General features: G+C 71.1%; 14 protein-coding genes. 3 read left to right on the top strand and 11 right to left on the bottom strand.

Annotated features, from left to right (window positions below; translation table 11 throughout):
• Positions 1-49 precede the first annotated feature (49 nt).
• Positions 50-1,522, bottom strand: coding sequence for an adenosylhomocysteinase (gene ahcY, locus AMYBE_RS0139750; RefSeq protein WP_020664983.1), 1,473 nt, complete (start codon positions 1,520-1,522; stop codon positions 50-52).
• A gap of 86 nt (positions 1,523-1,608) precedes the next feature.
• Between ahcY and AMYBE_RS0139745 the strand changes: the two genes are divergently transcribed.
• Positions 1,609-3,888 (top strand): hypothetical protein, encoded by a 2,280-nt coding sequence (locus tag AMYBE_RS0139745; RefSeq protein WP_020664982.1) that lies wholly within the window; start codon positions 1,609-1,611, stop codon positions 3,886-3,888.
• Between the two features lie 100 nt (positions 3,889-3,988).
• Here the strand turns inward: AMYBE_RS0139745 and AMYBE_RS0139740 are convergent, their stop codons facing one another.
• The 8 genes from AMYBE_RS0139740 to AMYBE_RS0139705 all read right to left on the bottom strand — a co-directional run bounded on the left by AMYBE_RS0139740 (position 3,989) and on the right by AMYBE_RS0139705 (position 12,127).
• Positions 3,989-4,717 (bottom strand): hypothetical protein, encoded by a 729-nt coding sequence (locus tag AMYBE_RS0139740; RefSeq protein ID WP_020664981.1) that lies wholly within the window; start codon positions 4,715-4,717, stop codon positions 3,989-3,991.
• A gap of 278 nt (positions 4,718-4,995) precedes the next feature.
• Positions 4,996-6,534, bottom strand: coding sequence for an amino acid permease (locus AMYBE_RS0139735; RefSeq protein WP_027928522.1), 1,539 nt, complete (start codon positions 6,532-6,534; stop codon positions 4,996-4,998).
• A gap of 78 nt (positions 6,535-6,612) precedes the next feature.
• Positions 6,613-7,527, bottom strand: a complete 915-nt coding sequence (locus tag AMYBE_RS0139730; RefSeq protein WP_020664979.1) for a cation diffusion facilitator family transporter — start codon at positions 7,525-7,527, stop codon at positions 6,613-6,615.
• Between the two features lie 129 nt (positions 7,528-7,656).
• Entirely contained in the window at positions 7,657-8,889 is a 1,233-nt protein-coding gene (gene manA, locus AMYBE_RS0139725) for a mannose-6-phosphate isomerase, class I (RefSeq protein WP_027928521.1), read from the bottom strand.
• An 81-nt stretch (positions 8,890-8,970) separates the two neighbouring features.
• The gene (locus AMYBE_RS0139720; RefSeq protein WP_020664977.1) at positions 8,971-10,056 is read right to left on the bottom strand and encodes a hypothetical protein; all 1,086 of its coding nucleotides are present in this window, start codon (positions 10,054-10,056) and stop codon (positions 8,971-8,973) included.
• A 2-nt stretch (positions 10,057-10,058) separates the two neighbouring features.
• Positions 10,059-10,274: a Trm112 family protein gene (locus AMYBE_RS0139715; protein WP_020664976.1), complete on the bottom strand. Its 216-nt coding sequence runs from the start codon at positions 10,272-10,274 to the stop codon at positions 10,059-10,061.
• Positions 10,275-10,342: 68 nt separating this feature from the next.
• Positions 10,343-11,698 carry a phosphomannomutase/phosphoglucomutase gene (locus tag AMYBE_RS0139710; protein ID WP_020664975.1) on the bottom strand — a complete coding sequence of 452 codons (1,356 nt, stop codon included), beginning with the start codon at positions 11,696-11,698 and terminating at the stop codon, positions 10,343-10,345.
• 75 nt (positions 11,699-11,773) lie between these two features.
• The gene (locus AMYBE_RS0139705; RefSeq protein WP_027928520.1) at positions 11,774-12,127 is read right to left on the bottom strand and encodes a DUF3499 domain-containing protein; all 354 of its coding nucleotides are present in this window, start codon (positions 12,125-12,127) and stop codon (positions 11,774-11,776) included.
• Between the two features lie 115 nt (positions 12,128-12,242).
• Between AMYBE_RS0139705 and AMYBE_RS0139700 the strand changes: the two genes are divergently transcribed.
• Positions 12,243-12,671: a metallopeptidase family protein gene (locus tag AMYBE_RS0139700; RefSeq protein ID WP_051125050.1), complete on the top strand. Its 429-nt coding sequence runs from the start codon at positions 12,243-12,245 to the stop codon at positions 12,669-12,671.
• Between the two features lie 85 nt (positions 12,672-12,756).
• Here the strand turns inward: AMYBE_RS0139700 and AMYBE_RS0139695 are convergent, their stop codons facing one another.
• Positions 12,757-16,068, bottom strand: coding sequence for a glycosyltransferase family 2 protein (locus AMYBE_RS0139695; RefSeq protein ID WP_027928518.1), 3,312 nt, complete (start codon positions 16,066-16,068; stop codon positions 12,757-12,759).
• A gap of 892 nt (positions 16,069-16,960) precedes the next feature.
• Positions 16,961-17,242, bottom strand: a complete 282-nt coding sequence (locus AMYBE_RS0139690; protein ID WP_425386975.1) for a WhiB family transcriptional regulator — start codon at positions 17,240-17,242, stop codon at positions 16,961-16,963.
• 262 nt (positions 17,243-17,504) lie between these two features.
• On the opposite strand from AMYBE_RS0139690, the gene AMYBE_RS0139685 reads away from it, so the two are divergent.
• Entirely contained in the window at positions 17,505-18,254 is a 750-nt protein-coding gene (locus AMYBE_RS0139685; RefSeq protein WP_020664970.1) for a site-2 protease family protein, read from the top strand.
• Positions 18,255-18,257 lie beyond the last annotated feature (3 nt).

Below are 18,257 nucleotides of genomic sequence, written 5' to 3'. Positions count from 1 at the left end.
GCCCCAGGACGAGGCCCCGGGGCGGCTTCAGTGTCTGCCGAAACGGCGATCAGTACCGATAGTGCTCCGACTTGAACGGCCCTTCCACGTCCACGTCGATGTACTCCGCCTGCTCCTTCGTCAGCTTCGTCAGCTCCCCGCCGAGCGCTTCCAGGTGAATCCGCGCCACCTTCTCGTCCAGCTTCTTCGGGAGGCGGTACACCTCCTTGTCGTACTCCTCAGTCTTCGTGAAGAGCTCGACCTGCGCGATGACCTGGTTCGCGAAACTGTTCGACATCACGAAGCTCGGGTGCCCGGTCGCATTGCCCAAGTTCAGCAAGCGCCCCTCGGACAGCACCAGGATGCTCTTGCCGTCCGGGAACACCCACTCGTCGACCTGCGGCTTGATGTTCACCCGGCGCACACCCGGGTACCGCGCGAGGCCGGCCATGTCGAGTTCGTTGTCGAAGTGGCCGATGTTGCCGACGATCGCCTGGTGCTTCATCCGCGCCATGTGCTCGACCATCACCACGTTCTTGTTGCCGGTGGTGGTCACGTAGATGTCGCCCTCGTCGAGCACCGTCTCCAGGCGCTTGACCTGGTAGCCGTCCATCATCGCCTGCAGCGCGCAGATCGGGTCGATCTCGGTGATGATCACCCGTGCGCCCTGGCCGCGCAGCGATTCCGCCGCGCCCTTGCCGACGTCGCCGTAACCGCAGACCACCGCGACCTTGCCGCCGATCAGCACGTCCGTGCCGCGGTTGATGCCGTCGATCAGCGAGTGGCGGATGCCGTAGCGGTTGTCGAACTTCGACTTCGTCACCGAGTCGTTGACGTTGATCGCGGGGAACAGCAGCTCACCCGCCGCGGCCAGCTGGTACAGCCGGAGCACCCCGGTCGTCGTCTCCTCGGTGACGCCCTTGACGCCCTGGCCGATGGCGGTCCACTTGCCCGAGTCCGCCGCGACCGAAGCACGCAGCAGCTCCAAGAAGACCTTCCACTCTTCGGGGTCCTCGTCGTCGGCGGGCGGAACCACGCCCGCCTTCTCGTACTCGGTGCCCTTGTGCACCAGCATGGTGGCGTCGCCGCCGTCGTCGAGGATCATGTTCGGGCCTTCGCCCTCCCAGGTGAGCATCCGCTCGGTGCACCACCAGTACTCCTCGAGCGTCTCGCCCTTCCACGCGAACACCGGTACGCCCTTGGGCTCCTCCGGCGTGCCGTGCGGGCCGACCACGACCGCGGCGGCCGCGTGGTCCTGGGTCGAGAAGATGTTGCACGAGGCCCAGCGGACCTCCGCGCCCAGCGCCACCAGCGTCTCGATCAGCACCGCGGTCTGCACCGTCATGTGCAGCGAACCGGCGATCCGCGCGCCGCGCAGCGGGTAGACCTCCGAGTATTCGCGGCGCAGCGCCATCAGGCCGGGCATCTCGTGCTCCGCCAGCCGGATCTCCTTCCGGCCGAACTCAGCGGCGTCGAGATCGGCGACGGCGAATTCGATGCCGCCCCGGGTGTCGTGCCGCTTGACAACGCTTTCGGGGGTCATAGTGCGGTTCCTCCAAGGTTTGATGGCACCTGAACAGTACCGTTGTCGGCTCGACCCTGAATCGAACGGATGAGGAGACCCTTACCGTGCCCGCCCCGCTCCCCGGACCTGACACCCGCATCGTCGAAATCAGGGTGTCCGGGCTCGTGGGCACGAGCGGCGAAACGCTCCTCGACACGGTCCAGGCCGTCGACGTCGCCGGCGACGGGCTCGGCCGCGTGATGCGCCCGGCCGACCGGCTCCGCCGCCCCGCGCCTGGCCCGGTGGTTCCCGCGCTCGGCCGGTCGATCCCGCGCACAGTCGAAGGCTACCTGTGGAGCGGCATGACGTCCGGCGGCGCGGCGAAGGCCACCTGGGCGCTGCTCTTCCCGTTTTCGCTGGCGAACGTCGCGTTCTGGATGCTGCCGCCGGTGCACCGCGGCCGCTGGCTCGGCGGGCTGTGCCGCGGGCTGCTGCGGATCGCCGCGGTGCTGCTGACGATGCTGCTGGTCAGCCAGGTCACGGCGGCGGTGCTGGACCTCGTCGCCACCCAATGCCTCGCGCCCGGCCGGGCCTGCCTCGGCTGGGTGCCGCGGGAAGTGCGTACCGGGCCGTGGAGGCTCGGCGCCGGGGTGGCCGTCCTGCTGGCGCTGGTCGCGGTGCTGCACCGGATGTCCGCCACGAATTGGCGGGTGCGATCGCCCGAACATCCCAGCCGGAAAGGCGCGCCGCTGCATGTGCGCGCCGATCCGGAAGCGCCCGGAATGTCCGCACTGCACGCGGTCGCGGCACTCGCCTGTATTGCCTTGCCCTTGCTGGGCGGACCATTCCGCGTGCCGACCCGGCTACCGCAGCTGATCGCGTGGAGCTGCGCGCTCGCGCTGGTGTTCGCGGTGCTAGTCGGGGCCGCGGTCGGCAGCGACACCGGACGCGTCGCGCGGCGCACCCTGATGACCTTCGCGACAGCGCTGGTCGTCGTGGCCGCTTTCCTGGCCGCGCCGGTAGGCGACCGGTTGCCGGGCGTCGACAACACTGTCGAGGGGCTCGGCGGCGCGTTGCTGGTGGTCACCGCGTTGTTCGCGCTCGCGCTGATCCCGTCGGCGCTGCTGGCCCGGTCGAGCTGGAAGGACCGGCCACGCCGGCTGCGACCGTGGCTCGGGGGCTGGGCCGCGGCTCCGGTGCTGGCGCTGGCCGGGTTGCTCGGCGGCGGATTCGGCGCCGGGCTGGCGATCGTGGTCCGGAAACTGCTGCGCACCGACGGGCTCGCGCTGCCCACCACCTACGACCTGATCACCGTGCTGTGGGGCGGCGGGCTCGGTCTGATCGGGCTGCTTTCGGTGGCTGGCTACGCGATCGCCGTCCCGCTGCGCCGCCGCCGGCGCGGGATCCCGCCGATCGTCGAACTGATGGAGCACGACCGGCAGCAGGAACAAGACGCCGCCCGGGCGTGGGCCCGCTCAGCCTGGGAACGCCGGCACCTGCACCACCTGGCGATGATCGTGACGCTGGGCCTGTGCGTCGGTGCGGCCGCGCTGCTCGTGGTCCGGTTCGGGTTCGGACTGCATCCGGGCTGGTTCACGCCGGTGTCCGCACTCGGCGTCTTCGCGCTCGGCGGTCTCGCCGCCGGGCTGCTGCGGGTGGTCTACTCCGCCGCCCGGTCGCCGCAGCGCAGCCGGCACCTCGGCGCGCTCGCGGACCTCGTGTCGTTCTGGCCGCGCGCGGCACATCCGGGCGTGCCGCCGTGTTACGCGCTCAAGGTAGTGCCCGAACTGACCGCGCGGGTCAAGGAGCACCTAGCCGAACCGGGCACTCGCGTCGTGCTTTCCGGTCTGAACCTCGGCAGCATCCTCACCGTGCTCACCGCGGCCCGGCTGTGCGCCGAGCTTCCGCCGGACGAACGCGACCGCGTCGGACTGCTCACCGCGGGATCTCCGCTGCAGTGGGGCTACCAGCGGGCGTTCCCGGCGGTGCTGCCGCAGGACTCGCTGGCCGACCTGTTCTCGACGCTCGACGGCCGATGGCGGGCGTTGTGCCGCGGCACCGACATCTTCGGCGGCGGCGTCACCACCTGGCGGCATCAGACCAGCGGAAAACACCTGCTCGGCGACGGCTACCTGGCCGAAGGCCATTGGGGCCCGCTGGAAGCCAAGCCGGACGACGCCGGGGTCCTGGTCCTCGGCGGCGACCACTGGCTGCCAGATCCGCTGCGCGCGCCCGACGGTCGTCGGCGCTGGGCGCCCGGAGTTTTGAAGCACACCGAATACCTCGCCGACCCGGAATGGGACAACGCGGTCGCGATGGCCGCCGGACTCGGCCGTCCCAGCGGCCGAGCCCGCTCGCTCGGCGAGCAGGGCTCGCTCTTCGGCGACCTGCCGCGTCCCCGCTGACCCGGTCGAGAAACCGGGACATCAGCTGCACCGAGCCGTGAAGGGCCCCTTCCGGGACTTAGATTCCCGGAAGGGGCCCTTCACGGACTCATCGGCTAGCTCAGTTGGTGCCGCGACGACGCAGCTTCAGCAGCGCGAGCAGCGCGCCGCCGACGACGAGCAGACCGCCCGCGACCCAGAACAGCCAGGCGTTGTCGAAGCCGGTGCTGGCCAGGCCGCCGCCGGTGCCGTTCTGGTTGCCCGCGCCGACCGCGGCCGGAGCGCTGGTCGTGGCGGGCGCGGAGGTCGAGCTGCCCGCGGCCGAGGAGGTCGCCGGAGTGCCCGGCTTGGTGGCCGGAGCCGACGAAGCGGGCTGGCTCGGAGTCGTGGTCGGGGTCTCCGAAACCGGCGGCTTGCTCGACGAGGTCGGCGTGGTCTTGGTGCCGCACGCGAACCAGTGGCTGATCGTCGGCACCTGCCCGCCGCCGTTGAGCGGCGAGCGCAGCTTCTCCCACGGCGGCGTGGCCGACAGGCCGCGCTGACCCGGCACGTAGACGTTGAAGCCCGGACCGCCCTTGACCACGATCGCGTTGACCGTGACGCCGTCCTTCACCGCGGTGACGTTGAGGTACTTGTCCTGCTGAGTGCCGCCGGTGACGGTGAGGTCGCCGGCGCCGAGCAGGTCACCGGGCACCTTCGCCTGCGCGCAGGTGGTCGCGTTGCCTTCGATCGGCTTCGCCCGGCCGTCGTCGGTGGTGCAGGCGAGCGCCGAGGTCGCGGTGCCGAGCAGGGCGAGTCCGGCCACCGCGGCGACGGTGAAACCGGCGCGCAGTCTGGTGCTGATGGGCATGGAGTTACTCCTCAGGAAAAATCCGAACGGGGGATAACACACACGGCGAAATGCGACCCTCCGTAGGAACCCCGACCACTGTTCGTGCGAATTACCCGAGAGTGATTAACCCGTGAGAGGGAAGACGACGCGGAGAGTATCGCACCCAAAACGGTCGTTTCTCCGCAGGCCCGAACCGAGATGCGCGAGTTGCGCATCCGTGATGCGGCAGCCGCCGAACACGCGAAACGGCCCGCCGTCCGAGTGGACGACGGGCCGTTCGTGCGCCGGTCAGCGGATCAGTCGACGGCCGGTGATTGCCGCACCGCGCCGCCTTGTTCGACACCGCTTTGCCGTTTCCCGAGGAGTGAATGCCGCCGGCTGTAGGCGAAGTAGATGACGACGCCGATGACCATCCAGGCGACGAACCGCAGCCAGGTCAGCACCGTCAGGTTCAGCATCAGCCACAGGCAGGCGAGGATCGCCAGCGGCGCGATGACCCACACGCCGGGCACCCGGAACGCCCGCGTCAGGTCCGGCCGGGTGCGGCGCAGCACCAGCACGCCCGCCGAGACCAGGATGAACGCGAACAGCGTGCCGACGTTGACCATTTCCTCGAGCTTGTCCGCCGGGAAGAAGGTGGCCCCGACCGCGACCAGGCCGCCGACCACGAGCGTCGCGCGCTTGGGCGTCCCGCGCTCGCTCGTCTTGGCCAGCGAACGCGGCATGAGGCCGTCCCGCGACATCGCGAAGATGATCCGGACCTGGCCGAGCATCAGGACCATGACGACGGTGGTCAGACCGGCCAGCGCGCCGACCGAAATGATGTTCGCGGCCCAGTCCACGCCGTTCGCGGCGAACGCGGTGGCGAGCGTCTTGTGGCTGCCGTCGCCGGCCGACGTCGACAGGTCGGTGTAGGGAACCATGCCGACGACTACGAGCGACACCGCGACGTACAGGACGGTCACGATGGCCAGCGAGCCGAAGATGCCGCGCGGCACCGCACGCTGCGGGTCGCGGGTCTCCTCGGCGGTGGTCGCGACGATGTCGAAGCCGATGAACGCGAAGAACACGATCGACGCTCCGGCCAGCAGGCCGAAGATGCCGAACGAGCTGCTGCCGCCGCCCGCGATGAGCGAGAACAGCGACTGGTCGATGCCGCTGGACCCGGCCCCGGCCGGCTTGCCCTCCGGGACGAACGGGTGGTAGTTGCTGGACTTGACGTAGAAGATGCCCAGGATCACCACGAACAGCACGACGGCGACCTTGATGCCGGTGATCACCATGGAGAACCGGGACGACAGCTTGGTGCCGACCACCAGCAGCGTCACCAGCCCCACCACCACGATCAGCGCACCCCAGTCGATGCCCAAGCCGCCGCCGAGGTCGACGGAGGTCTTGGCGCCCTTGCCGAAGATGTACTCCAGCACCGTCTGCAGGTAGGCCGACCAGCCCTTGGCCACCGCGGCCGCGCCGACCGCCAGCTCCAGGATCAAGTCCCAGCCGATGATCCACGCCACGAACTCGCCGAAGGTGGCGTAGGAGAACGTGTAGGCACTGCCCGCGACCGGGACCGTGGACGCGAACTCGGCGTAGCAGAGGGCAGCGAGCGCACAGGCGATCGCCGCGATCACGAACGCGATCGACACCGAGGGACCGGCGAAGTCGCCGGCGGTGCGCGCCGTGAGCGTGAAAATGCCGGCGCCGATGACCACCGCGACGCCGAAGACCGTGAGGTCCCAGGCACCCAGGTTCCGCCGGAGTTTCGTCTCCGGCTCATCGGTGTCGGCGATCGACTGCTCGATCGATTTGGTGCGCCACAAACCCGTACCGGGCAACGTTGACCTCCTGCGATGACCTTCGTGGGGACCGGGCGCCACCCTAGCGTGCCGGTTCGGCGCCTACTGGCGGGAGCGTCACCGCCGCTCGCGGTCCAGGTCCGGCTCGAGATAGATCAACGTCGCGACCGGCACCTTCGCCCGCACCCGGGCCTCGGCGTCGTCGATCGCGGTCGCGACGGCCGCGGTGTCCAGGCCGGGCACCAGCGCGAGCTTCGCCGCGACCAGCAGCTCGTCCGGGCCGAGGTACTGGGTGCGGATGTGGATGACCCGCTCGACCTTGCCCGCCGCCAGCTCGTCGACGATCGTCGCGAGGTCGGCGTCGGTGGCCCCCTCGCCGATCAGCAGGCTCTTCATCTCGATGATCAGGATGATCGCGATGACGCCCAGCAGCACGCCGATGAACACGGTGCCGATGCCGTCGAACACCGGGTTGCCGGTGAGCACCGACAGCCCGACGCCGAGCAGCGCGAACACGAGGCCGAGCAGCGCGCCGGAGTCCTCCAGCAGCACCACCGGCAGCTCCGGCTCCTTCGCTTGGCGGATGAACCGCCACCAGCTCGCGTTGCCCTTGATCTTGCGGGACTCGCCCATCGCGGTGAGGAAGCTGTAGCCCTCGAGGCAGATCGCGACGACCAGGATGATCACCGCGACCACCGGCGTATCCAGCGGCTGTGGCTCGATGATCTTGTGGATGCCCTCGTACAGCGCGAACGCCGCGCCGAGGGTGAACAGCATGAGCGCGACGATGAACGAGTAGAAGTACCGGTCGCGGCCGTAGCCGAACGGGTGCTCGCGGGTGGCGCGGCGCTTCGAGGTCTTCTGCCCGAGCAGCAACAGCCCCTGGTTCGAGGTGTCGGCGAGCGAGTGCACCGCCTCGGCCAGCATCGACGACGATCCGGTGACCAGGAAGCCGGCGAACTTGGCCACCGCGATCCCGGCATTGGCGGCGAGCGCCGCGACGATCGCCTTGGTTCCCCCGCCTGCTGACACAGCCTGCTCCCTGGTTCGTGCCCGAATTGCCCGGTGGGAGCCTAGAGGAGGGGTGCCGCCGAAGGTCGCCCGGACCGGATTTCGGGGACGCCGCGCTCCCGCGCGCGGGTGACGACCGGCCTCAGCTGATCACAGCTCCCGAGCCCCAGCGGTAGCCCGGAACAGCTGCGACCGCTGCCCCGACAACGGCCGCACGCGGACCGCCGGGTCGGCGGCCGGCAGCCACACCGACTGACCGCACTTCAGCTCCACCTGAGAGCCGTCCGCGGCCGAAACCGCCAGGTCGCCCTCGGTGCACAGCAGGATCTGCGGTCCCGCCGAGTCGACTTCCAGCTCGAACTCGTCGCCTGCCGGCCATTCCATCCGCGACAGCTCGAACTCCGGTGCGTCCGTGCGGTACACCGCCATCCGCTCGCCGGCGCATTCTCCCTGCTGCACCGGCATTTCACCACAGGCGAAGTCGACCACCCGCAGCAGCTCCGGCACGTCCACGTGCTTCGGCGTCAGACCGCAGCGCAGGATGTTGTCCGAGTTCGCGAGGATCTCGACCGCGGTGCCGTGCAGGTACAGGTGCAGGTTGCCGGCCGGCAGGTAGATCGCCTCGCCGGCGCGCAGGGTCAGGCGGTTGAGCAGCAGCGCCGCCAGCACGCCCGCGTCGCGCGGATGAGTTTCGCCCAGCTCCAGGATCGTGCGGCACTCGGTCGCGAACTCGCCGTGGTCCTGGACGTGCTTCACGCACGCGTCGAGCACCTCCGGCAGCAGCTCGTCCAGCGTCGACTGCGGCAGCGTGATCCACGTCGTGAACAACGCGCGCAGACCGGACGGATCCGGCTGCGCCTCCAGCAGCCCGGTGTACTTGCCGAGGCCGGGCGTCTCGATCGCCTTGAGCAGCTTGACCGTCCGGTTCGGGTCCCGGAAACCGGCGAGCGCGTGGAACTCCGTCAGCGCGCAGACCAGTTCCGGTTTGGCCGTCGGGTCCGGGTAGTTGCGGTTGGGCGCGTCGCGTGCGATGCCCAGCTTCTCCTCGCGGGCGTGGCCCTCCGCGGCCTGCGCCGCCGACGGGTGTGCCTGCATCGACAGCGGTTCTTCCGCGGCGAGGATCTTCAGCAGGAACGGAAGCCGGTTGCCCCAGCGCTGCGCGCAATGCTCCCCCAGCTGGCCGACCGGGTCGGCGTCGACGAGGTCGAGCAGGCTCAGCTCCTCGCCGTCCGGGCCGACGACGTGCGACGGGTCCCCCGGGTGCGCTCCCATCCACAGCTCGGCTTCGGGGTGCGGCGCGGGCACCGGGCGGCCCTGCAGCCGCGGGATCGCGGTGCGCGATCCCCAGGCGTAGGGCCGTACGGCGTTGCGCAACAGCTCCACTTTCAACTCCCAATCCTTCCCATCGGCACTCGGCCGATGCACGCGGCGGCGGAACCGCCTGCCGCGCTCCCCCCTGCTCCCTCAGGCGGAGGCCGGTTCGTATCTCCCGGCTCCGCCGATGCTGCCCGCCGCCAGCCCCAGGTAGACCGCGGCCAGTTCGAACCGCAGCGCGAGCACCGCGGCCCGGACGATCTCGTCCGCCTCGATCTCCTCGGCCGGAGCGATCAGATCCGCGCCGGGCAGGAACTCCTCCGCCTGATACCGGGCCGCCTCGGCGGCCGGTCCGGTGCGTACCGACAGCAGCAGCACCCTCGTCGCGACTCCTCCTGGAGAGTCGTCTGGATCAGCGAAAATGTCACGCTCCGCGGCACCGGACTGGGCGATCCTGCGCAGCGCCGGGCGGGCCAGCGCCTGCCGGTAGTCCTCGACGTCGCAGACCACCGCGGCGTGCGCGGCGAACGCGTGCGCCGCGTGCTCGCCGACCGCCACCGCGACCGGGTCCAGGCCCCACAGCAGCGGCACCCGGTCCGCGACCCGCAGCGCGAGTGCCTTCGCCGGGTTGGCGAACGACTCGCGTGCCAGGTAGTCCTTCTCCGCCTCCAGGTCGAGCTGGTCGGCGAGCAGCTGCACGTCCGCGACCAGCAGGCCCAGCGCGTTCGCGGTGAGCAGCCCGGCCGCCAGTCCGCGCGGGAACGCCAGCTCCGGCGGCACCGGAACGCGCGGGGCGAGCAGCACGCCCTTGCCCGCCACCGACGCCGCGACCGGGCCGTCCGCCGGGGCCGAGAGCACCACCGACGCGCCGAACCGGGCGGCACGCTCCAGCGAAGCGGCCAGCTCCCGGTCTCCCGCGTCGTCGGTGTGCGCGAACACCACGTCCAGCGCGCCGATCCAGGACGGCACCGATTCGGCGACCACCACCGGCACCGGGCACGACGGCGTGAGCAGCGCGGCGAGCAGCCGGGTGAGCGTGCGGCTCACGCCCGGCCGGTCGATCAGCACCAGCGAACGCGGCCGGCCCACGTCCAGCCGGTCGCTCAGCTCCAGCTCCGCCGCCGCTTCGGCGGTCGCCCGCACCTGCGCGCCGGCCATCGCGGCAGCACGCAGCAGCCCCGCGCGGTCGGCGTCGGCCAGCCGCGCGGAGTCGTCGAGCAGGGAATCGTCAAGCATCGTCAAGCACTGTCAGCGTCGTCGGGAGCGCCCGGCAGCTGCGCCTCGTCCAGCAGCAGCACCGGGATGCCGTCCCGGACCGGATAGATCCGGCCGCATTCGGTGCAGGTCAGCGCGTCCGCCTCGGCGTCATCGGGCGTGCCGGGGCGCAGCGGCGCGTGATCCGGCGACGGGCAGGCGAGGATCTCCAGCAGCTGTGCGTCAAGCGTGATGGCCATGGTTCCTCCATACCACGCGGAGTTGGGGGGTTGAGGGCGCTTTCCGGACACAATCGGGCGCCAGCGGGTCAGCCTCGGACAAGAGCCAGCACCTCAGCGGTCAGTGCCTCGACCGCGGCCCGGTCGGCCGCCTCGACGTTCAGCCGCAACAGCGGTTCGGTGTTGGAGGGGCGCAGGTTGAACCAGGCGCCGCCGGGCAGCTGCACAGTGAGCCCGTCCAGCTCGTCGATCTCGACGCCGGATTTGCCCGCGTACGCGTCCTTCACCGCGGCCATCCGGCCCGCCTGGTCATTGACCGTCGAGTTGATCTCGCCGGACGCGGCGTAGCGCGAGAAGTCCTGGGTGAGCTCGGACAGCGGGCCGCTCTGCTCGCCGAGCGCGGCCAGCACGTGCAACGCGGCCAGCATCCCGGTGTCGGCGCGCCAGAAGTCGCGGAAGTAGTAGTGCGCCGAGTGCTCGCCGCCGAAGATCGCGCCGGTGCGGGCCATCTCCGCCTTGATGAACGAGTGCCCGACCCGGGTGCGCACCGGCTTGCCGCCGTGCTCGGCGACGATCTCCGGCACGCCCTTGGACGTGATCAGATTGTGGATGACCGTGCCGCCCGGGTCCTTCGCCAGCTCACGCACCGCGACCAGCGCGGTGATCGCGCTCGGCGACACCGGCTCGCCCCGTTCGTCCACGACGAAGCAGCGGTCCGCGTCGCCGTCGAAGGCGACCCCGGCGTCCGCGCCGACCTCGCGGACCTTGGCCTGCAGGTCGACGATGTTCGCCGGGTCCAGCGGGTTGGCCTCGTGGTTCGGGAAGGTGCCGTCGAGCTCGAAGTACATCGGCACGATTTCGATCGGCAAGCCTTCGAAGACGGTCGGGACGGTGTGCCCGCCCATGCCGTTGCCCGCGTCCACGACCACCTTGAGCGGCCGCGAGCCGGTGAGGTCGACCAGATTGCGCAGGTACGCCGCATAGTCGCGGAGCACGTCGCGCTCGGAGACGGTGCCGCGCTGCCCGTCGAACGCGGGCACGCCCTGCTCGACCGTGTCGCGGATCTCCCGCAGGCCGGTGTCCTGCCCGACCGGGGCGGCGCCGGCGCGGCACATCTTGATGCCGTTGTACTTCGCCGGGTTGTGGCTCGCGGTGAACATCGCGCCGGGCAGGTTCATCGAACCGGAGGCGAAGTAGAGCTGGTCGGTGCTGGAAAGGCCGATCGACACTACGTCGAGCCCCTGCGAGACGACACCCTCGGCGAAGGCCGCGGACAGCTCCGGCGACGAGTCGCGCATGTCGTGGCCGATCACCACGGCCGGTGCCTCGGGTTTGATGAGCAGCGCGAACGCGGCCCCGAAGTCCTGGACGAGGGCGGCGTCGAGCTGCTCGCCGACCACGCCGCGAATGTCGTAGGCCTTCACGATGCCCGAAAGGTCTGGCACGCCTTCTCCCCGCCGCTAGTTCCGTGGCGGCGCCGGTCGCGCCGCGGGCGAAAGCCTACCGGTCGGGAGGACGGCTCAGGCGCGCCCCGGGAGGACGCGCAGATGGCCGCGCCTGCCGGAGGGGCCTTCCGGCTCGGGCGGGGCGGCGGGCACGTCCGAACGGCCCGCCTCGCGGACCGCCTCGGCCAGCGCGGTCAGCTCGTCGGCGGACTGCTCCGGCGCGGCGAACGCGCCCTCGTGGCGGACGACTTCCCAGCCTTTGGGCACGGTCAGCCGCAGCGCGTGCGCCTCGCACAAGTCGTAGGAATGCGGTTCGGAAGCGGTGGCCAGCGGCCCGACGACCGCGGTCGAGTCCCGGTAGGCATACGTGAGCGTGGCGACAGCGGGTTCCGGGCAACCCGTTCGCGAACATTTCCGTACGCTCCGCACGATCGGAAACGATAGCGCGTCGCCGCAAGCCCATACCGGCGACACGCGCGTATCCCCGGGGACCGCATAGACTTGGCCGGTGGCGACGGCTCGTGACTACCGACAACGGCAGCGGCTGCGACGGGACCGGCACGGCCGGGGCCTGCGCGGAATGCTCTATCCCCCTTCCCTTCCCGCTGCCGCCAGCCGCGCGGAGAAGTTCGACGCGCTCGTGCTCGACGCGCTGGAGCCGATCGAGGCCCGCTGGCGCCACGAGCTGACCAAGCTGGACGTCGCGGTGGACGACGTGCCCGAGGTCCGGATGGACGGGCGGGCGCCTGCCGACGGGGTGCTGCACGACGGGGCGGTGCCGTTGTCGCGGCTGGTCCCGGCCGGGGTGGATCGGAGCGGGTTGCCCACCCGGGCGCGGATCGTGCTGTATCGACGGCCGCTGGAGGCGCGGGCGAAGGATCCGGCGGAGCTGGCGGATCTGGTGCACGACGTGCTGGTGGAGCAGGTGGCCGGGTATCTCGGGGTCGAGCCGGACGTGATCGAAGGCGATTGACGCCATCCCGCGCGTCCGCGCCGCGGGGCGGGCCGTGAAGGGAACATTGAGGGACTCTGAGTTCCTCAATGTTCCCTTCACGGACCTACGTGGTCGCGCGTCGCCGCGAGGGGATGGCGGTCAGCGCGGTGAAGAGCACAGCTGCCAGCTGAACCAGCAGCAAGAGGCTTCGTTCCGTGCCGGGGAAGGTCACGGAGATTTCGGACGGCTGCGGCGGTACCGAGACCGCTACTTGGTGGCCCCAGGCCGGGACGATCGGGACCGCTTTGCCGTTGAGCGTCGCCTGCCAGCCCGCTTCTTGTTCCGCGGCGAGCACCAGCAGGCGTCCGGTCGGGCCTTCGGACGCGCGTACCCGCACGTCGGGCAGGCGCGCGGCTACCGGGGAGATGCCGGGGTTCGTGCCGGGCGCGCCGCCGCCGGTCACTGCCTGTTTGGCCAGTTCCGGGGAGATCAAGGCCACTTCGCCGGATTTCGGCAGCAGACGGAGGGTCGGGCGGCCGTCGGAGGTCGGGGCGGCTACCGCGGCCAGGTCGTTCGCCGCGGCCGCGAACGCGCTCGCGTTGGTGCCGGCGGGCAGGACGATGTACTGGACTCCGGAGGCGGCGGCTGCCGCCAGGACTCGTTTGAGGGCTGCCACGTCGCCTTGGCCGAGGCCGCGGCGCCAGTCCGCCAGGCGAGCCGGCGTTCCGGCGACCGGGGCCAGTTCGTCGTCTCCGAAGAGCGGCAGCCGACCACCGGTTTGGCGGATCTGCGCGGCGCTGACGTCGAGGATCGCTCGGCCGGTCGCGGCTACGTCGGTGGCTGCCTCGGGGGCCAGCTGCGGACGCGGCGCCGCGGTCAGCGGGCCTTCCGAACCAGCACCGACCGCGCCCGCGGCCAGGGCCGCGACTACCGCCACCCCGGCGACTGCCAGCACCTTCGGCAGCCACGGCGCGAGGGCGGACGAGCCGCCGCGTTGCCAGGTGGCCAGGACTGCCCACAGCAGGCCCGCGCCGACGATCAGCAGCGGGACTCCGGCGTAGCCCGAGGCGTGCGGGCCGCCCTGCATCGGGGTCAACTGGACTTGACGGACCAGCACCACGCCGATCACGCCCAGCACCGCGAGCGCCAAGCCGCCGACGACCTGTTTCCGCGGGCGGACCACGAGCGCGACCAGGGTCGCGGCGAGGACTGCGACGCCGATCGGCCAGGCACCGGGGCCGCCGGGGGTGAGGCCGGCCAGGTCCGCGGCGGAGGCGGGCGCAGCCGGTCCGCCCAGGCCCTGCAGCAGCAGTTCCGGGTGATGCAACAGGACTGTCGGCCACGGCAGGAGCAGGACCAGCGGGAGGAGGACCACGATGCCGACCGACGCGACCCGCCTGGCCAGGCCGGACGGGGCGGGCAGCACTACGAAGCCGACCAGCAGGCCGACGAGCGCGAGACCGTGCGCGAGCGGCGAGAACGCGCCGAGAAGGGCCACGCCGAACGCGGACAGCGCGGAAACGTGCAGCCAGCGCGTGCCCGGCTGGGTCAGCAGCCGGACGATGCCGGCGACCACGAGCGGCAACACGAGGTGGACCACGACGACATCGAGACGGCCCTGCGCGACGGACGCGGTGGCCGCGGGCAGCAAGGCGTACGTCGCCGCGATCGCGGCGCGCACCCAGCGGCGGACGGCCAGCTTGCGGGTGGCCGCGTAGGCGCTGATCGCGGCTAGCGGCAGGTCGCCGATGAGGAGGATCGCCACCAGCGCCGCAGGACCGCCGCCGGGAGCCAAGATCGCGCCGATGGTGCCGAGCACCGGGAGCGTCGCGGGGGCGGGGGCGCCGGTGCCGCCTGCGATCGGATGCCACGGCGACAGGTAGGTCGCCCAGATCTCGCCCAGACCGCCGACCGGCAGCAGCTGGCCGCCCCACAGGTCCAGGCCGAGGCGGCCGCGGTTGATCACCAGCGCCAGCGCGGTGAGGAGCACGACCAGGACCACCGGCGGCGCGAAGATCGTCGCGGCCAGCACACGACGGCGGTTGACCGCCACGAACACCAGGTCCGGTTCCGCGGCAGCCGGTTCGGGCCGGGGCACGGGCGACAGGGAGACGTCCGCGACCCGTTCGGTGTCCTCTTCGGACACCGGCTCGGCCGGTGCCTCGGGCAACGTGACGGCGATGACGGCACCGGGGCGACGCAGGCCGCGGCCACGCGTGCTGAGCCCGCGCAGTGCCCCGGCGGGAAGCGCGTCCGGTCCGACTGGCCGCGCGCCGGACGCGGCCAGCGCCTCCGGCGGGATCCACGCGGAGTCCTGGTCGACGCTCTCCGGCACCGTCCCGAGCGCGACGTCGCTCTGCACGCCGCGCCGGACCAGCGTGAGCACGCCGGCCCGGATCGCGTTGCGCAGCCGGGTGATCCGGCTCGTGAACAGTCCGCGGACGGTGCCCGGGCGCGGCTGCTCGCGTCGCCAGGCCCGGGCCGCGCGGAGATTTCCCTTGCCGCCGCACAGGTATCCGACGGCGGCCAGTTCCGCGCCTGCCTCGGCAGTACGACGCAGGACGAAGAAGGCGATCGCACGCAGGACCAGCAGCACCGGCAACCGGACCAGACCCCACCAGAACGACGGGGTGGAACAGTTCACCAGGAAAACGCGTACGCCGTGCGCCCGGTTGAGCGCGGCGAGCGAGCGGGCGGCCGCGTCCGGTGCACGCCGTCCGGTGGACAGCGCACGAGCGTGCCGGACCCGCGCGGCCGGGACCGAGAGCACGAGCGAGCCTGCCGCGTTGGCGCGCCACCCGAAGTCGAGATCCTCGCGCAGCAACGTGAAGTCCGGATCGAAGCCGCCGAGGACCTCCCAGAGTTCCCGCTGCACCAACGATCCGGCGCTCGGGACAGCCAGCACCTCGGAGGGCTCGCCGTCCGGAGCGGCCATCTGCTGGCGGTGGCCCGCGGCGTCGGTGGACAGCCCGGCCTCGACGATCAGCCGGGGGTCGGTCCAGTCGGTGCCGAGCGGCCCGAGCACCTTGGCGGACGGGTTCTCCTCGGCGGCGCGGACGAGCTGGTCGAGACAGTCCGGCTCGGGGGCGCAGTCGTCGTGCAGGATCCAGAGCCAGTTGCCCGGGTCGCCCCACCGTTCCACCGCGTGCGCGACAGCCGCCGCGACCGCCTCCGCGAACCCAGTTTCACTCGACAGAGTGACGACTCCGGAGAGGACCGGCTCCTCGGCGGCCGCGCCCGGACGCGCTGCGTCGGCGAGCAGTTTCGCGGTACGGTCGGTGGACCCGGTGTCCACGGCGAGCACATGCCGCGGGCGGACTGTGCTGCGCCGCAACGCGGAAAGCGCCAGTGGCAGCCATTCCTCGCCGTCGTGACAGACCACAATGGCCAGAACGGGCAGCGTCCGCACAGCGGGCGGAGCGACGGTGCGAGGCAAAGAACGGCTCCTCGGACAAGGCGCGGACGGGGCGATGGTGCGGTCACCCTACGGCCTGGCGATCCGCGAGGGCACCGGCCCACGCCGCACGTCCGGCGGATCCCACCGCCTGGACCGATCGAGGCGATCCCAGCGGGGCAAGCGGAACTCCGGCCGCGGCTCCTCCGCTCCCGCGCTAGGTCCGTGAAGGGCCCGTAGCCGGAATCAGATTCCCGCAAGGGGCCCTTCACGGACTTCGGCAGCGCGGAACGGGCAGGGAAGATGCTCGCGCACCGTCGATACCGCACTCGCCGCCGAGAAACGGGCATTCCCGGCGGATAAGCCCGGTGATCCGGAACGAGCCGCCCGGAACGCCGCGGCCGCTGCGGGCAAGCCGGGCGATCCTCGGGCTTGAGGACGGCGAACCGGGCGGACGGAAAGCGCTCGGCCGCGCCGAAGCGTCAGCCGGGAATCCCGCTGGCCGCGGAAGAATCGTCCCCGCCGTGCCTGCGGGAATCAGTAGCCGCGCTAAGCACTTTCGCTCCCGGCGGGCGAGAAACCCGGCGGCGGCGTCACCCTGCCGACGGGGTCAGTCACACAGAGATTCCCGTGGTGGAGGACGAAGATCACAAAGCGAACCACGGCACAGCACGGTCTTCCGACGGCTGGCGACGGTAATTCTGCCCTCATCGAAGCGCGGCAAGCATCGCGCCGCGGCACCGGAAGTCCGGCGATTGTGCTCAGCGCCACTGAAAAAACTCATGCCAGCCAACGGGGTCGGGCACGATGGCGCGGCGCGAGCAGCGCGGGGGCTTCCCCCCGGGCGGGTCTGGGGATTGCACCCCAGACGACGCCGTGGAGATTCCCGGTCCGCGCTCTCCGCGGACACGTTTCGCCCAGAACCGAATGCGGCTCAGGCTCGTTTCTTGAGCTTGCGACGTTCCCGTTCGGACAGTCCGCCCCAGATGCCGAAGCGCTCGTCGTGCGCCAGCGCATATTCGAGGCAGTCGTCCTTGACCTCGCAACCGAGGCAGATCCGCTTGGCCTCGCGGGTCGAGCCGCCCTTCTCGGGGAAGAACGCCTCCGGGTCGGTCTGCGCGCACAGAGCGCGCTCCTGCCAGTCCTGCTCCTCGGGGACGTCGAACAGGTCGGTCAGATCCCCGAGCTGCTGCTCCGGGTTCTCTCCCCAACCCACGACGTGCCCCCATTCCCTGTTGTCCGCTTCCAACCGCACGTCCGCCTCCTCGCTTCTACGCACTCCCCAGGCTGGCGGTGGTGAAACGACATCCGCTGCCCCCTCCGGCCGCGAATGACATCACTGTGATTACACCTGTGTAGTGCGGCCAGGTCAAGCGGAGTAGCGAGTTCGGGGGATGTCTGGGCCCGAGGGCGCAAGGGGACACGCCGAAGACTTCACACCGGGCATACGGAAGACTGGTGGGGTGCAGAGATCAGCAGTGCGTCCCAGCCCGATTTTCTTCGGCATCCTCGCCGTCGCAGTCGCCGGTGGTTTCCTGGCTGCGTACGGTGATATCTCGAAGGGCCGCGACCCGATGCTCGTCGCCGGCGTGGTCCTCCTCGTGCTCGCCGGCTGGATGGCGTCGCTGACGCTCCACGAGTTCGGCCACGCGTTCGTCGCCTTCCGCGGCGGCGACCACGACGTCGCCCACAAGGGGTACCTCACCCTGGACGTCCGGCACTATGCCGACCCGGTGCTGTCCTTTGTCCTGCCGCTGATCTTCCTGATCATCGGGGGCATCCCGCTGCCCGGCGGCGCGGTGTGGATCAACCGGGGCGCGCTGCGCAACCGCGCGACCGCCTCGTGGGTGTCGCTGGCCGGCCCGCTCTCCAACCTCGCGGCGGGCGCCGCGCTGTGCCTGGTCGTGACGCTGGTTCCGATGGCGACCGGCCTCTACTTCGGGCTGTCCTATCTCGCCCTGCTGCAGATCCTGACGTTTCTGATCAACATCCTGCCGGTGCCCGGGCTGGACGGCTGGGGCGCGCTGGAGCCTTACCTCTCGCCGCAAGCGCGGGCGTTCGGCGCCCGGGTCCGGCCGTGGGCGCCACTGGCACTGTTCGCGCTGCTGTTCCTTTTCCGGCCGGTGTCGAACCTGTTGTGGACGATCGCCGAGTACATCTACAACGGGCTGGGTGGCGACTCCTACGCGGGCGGGCTCGGCCAAGCCCTGTTCCTTTTCTGGAAGTAGCGG

It is taken from the genome of Amycolatopsis benzoatilytica AK 16/65 (genome assembly GCF_000383915.1).
Classification (GTDB): Bacteria; Actinomycetota; Actinomycetes; order Mycobacteriales; family Pseudonocardiaceae; genus Amycolatopsis; species Amycolatopsis benzoatilytica.
The sequence above is the reverse complement of the archived record's forward strand: the minus strand, read 5'-3'. Positions and strand labels throughout refer to the sequence as shown.

What these genes read in the sequence shown, in the direction of transcription:
- AMYBE_RS0139715 (WP_020664976.1), bottom strand. Translation starts at nt 10,274, where the DNA reads ATGGCCATCACGCTTGACGCACAGCTGCTGGAGATCCTCGCCTGCCCG.
- AMYBE_RS0139740 (WP_020664981.1), bottom strand. Translation starts at nt 4,717, where the DNA reads ATGCCCATCAGCACCAGACTGCGCGCCGGTTTCACCGTCGCCGCGGTG.
- AMYBE_RS0139720 (WP_020664977.1), bottom strand. Translation starts at nt 10,056, where the DNA reads ATGCTTGACGATTCCCTGCTCGACGACTCCGCGCGGCTGGCCGACGCC.
- ahcY (WP_020664983.1), bottom strand. Translation starts at nt 1,522, where the DNA reads ATGACCCCCGAAAGCGTTGTCAAGCGGCACGACACCCGGGGCGGCATC.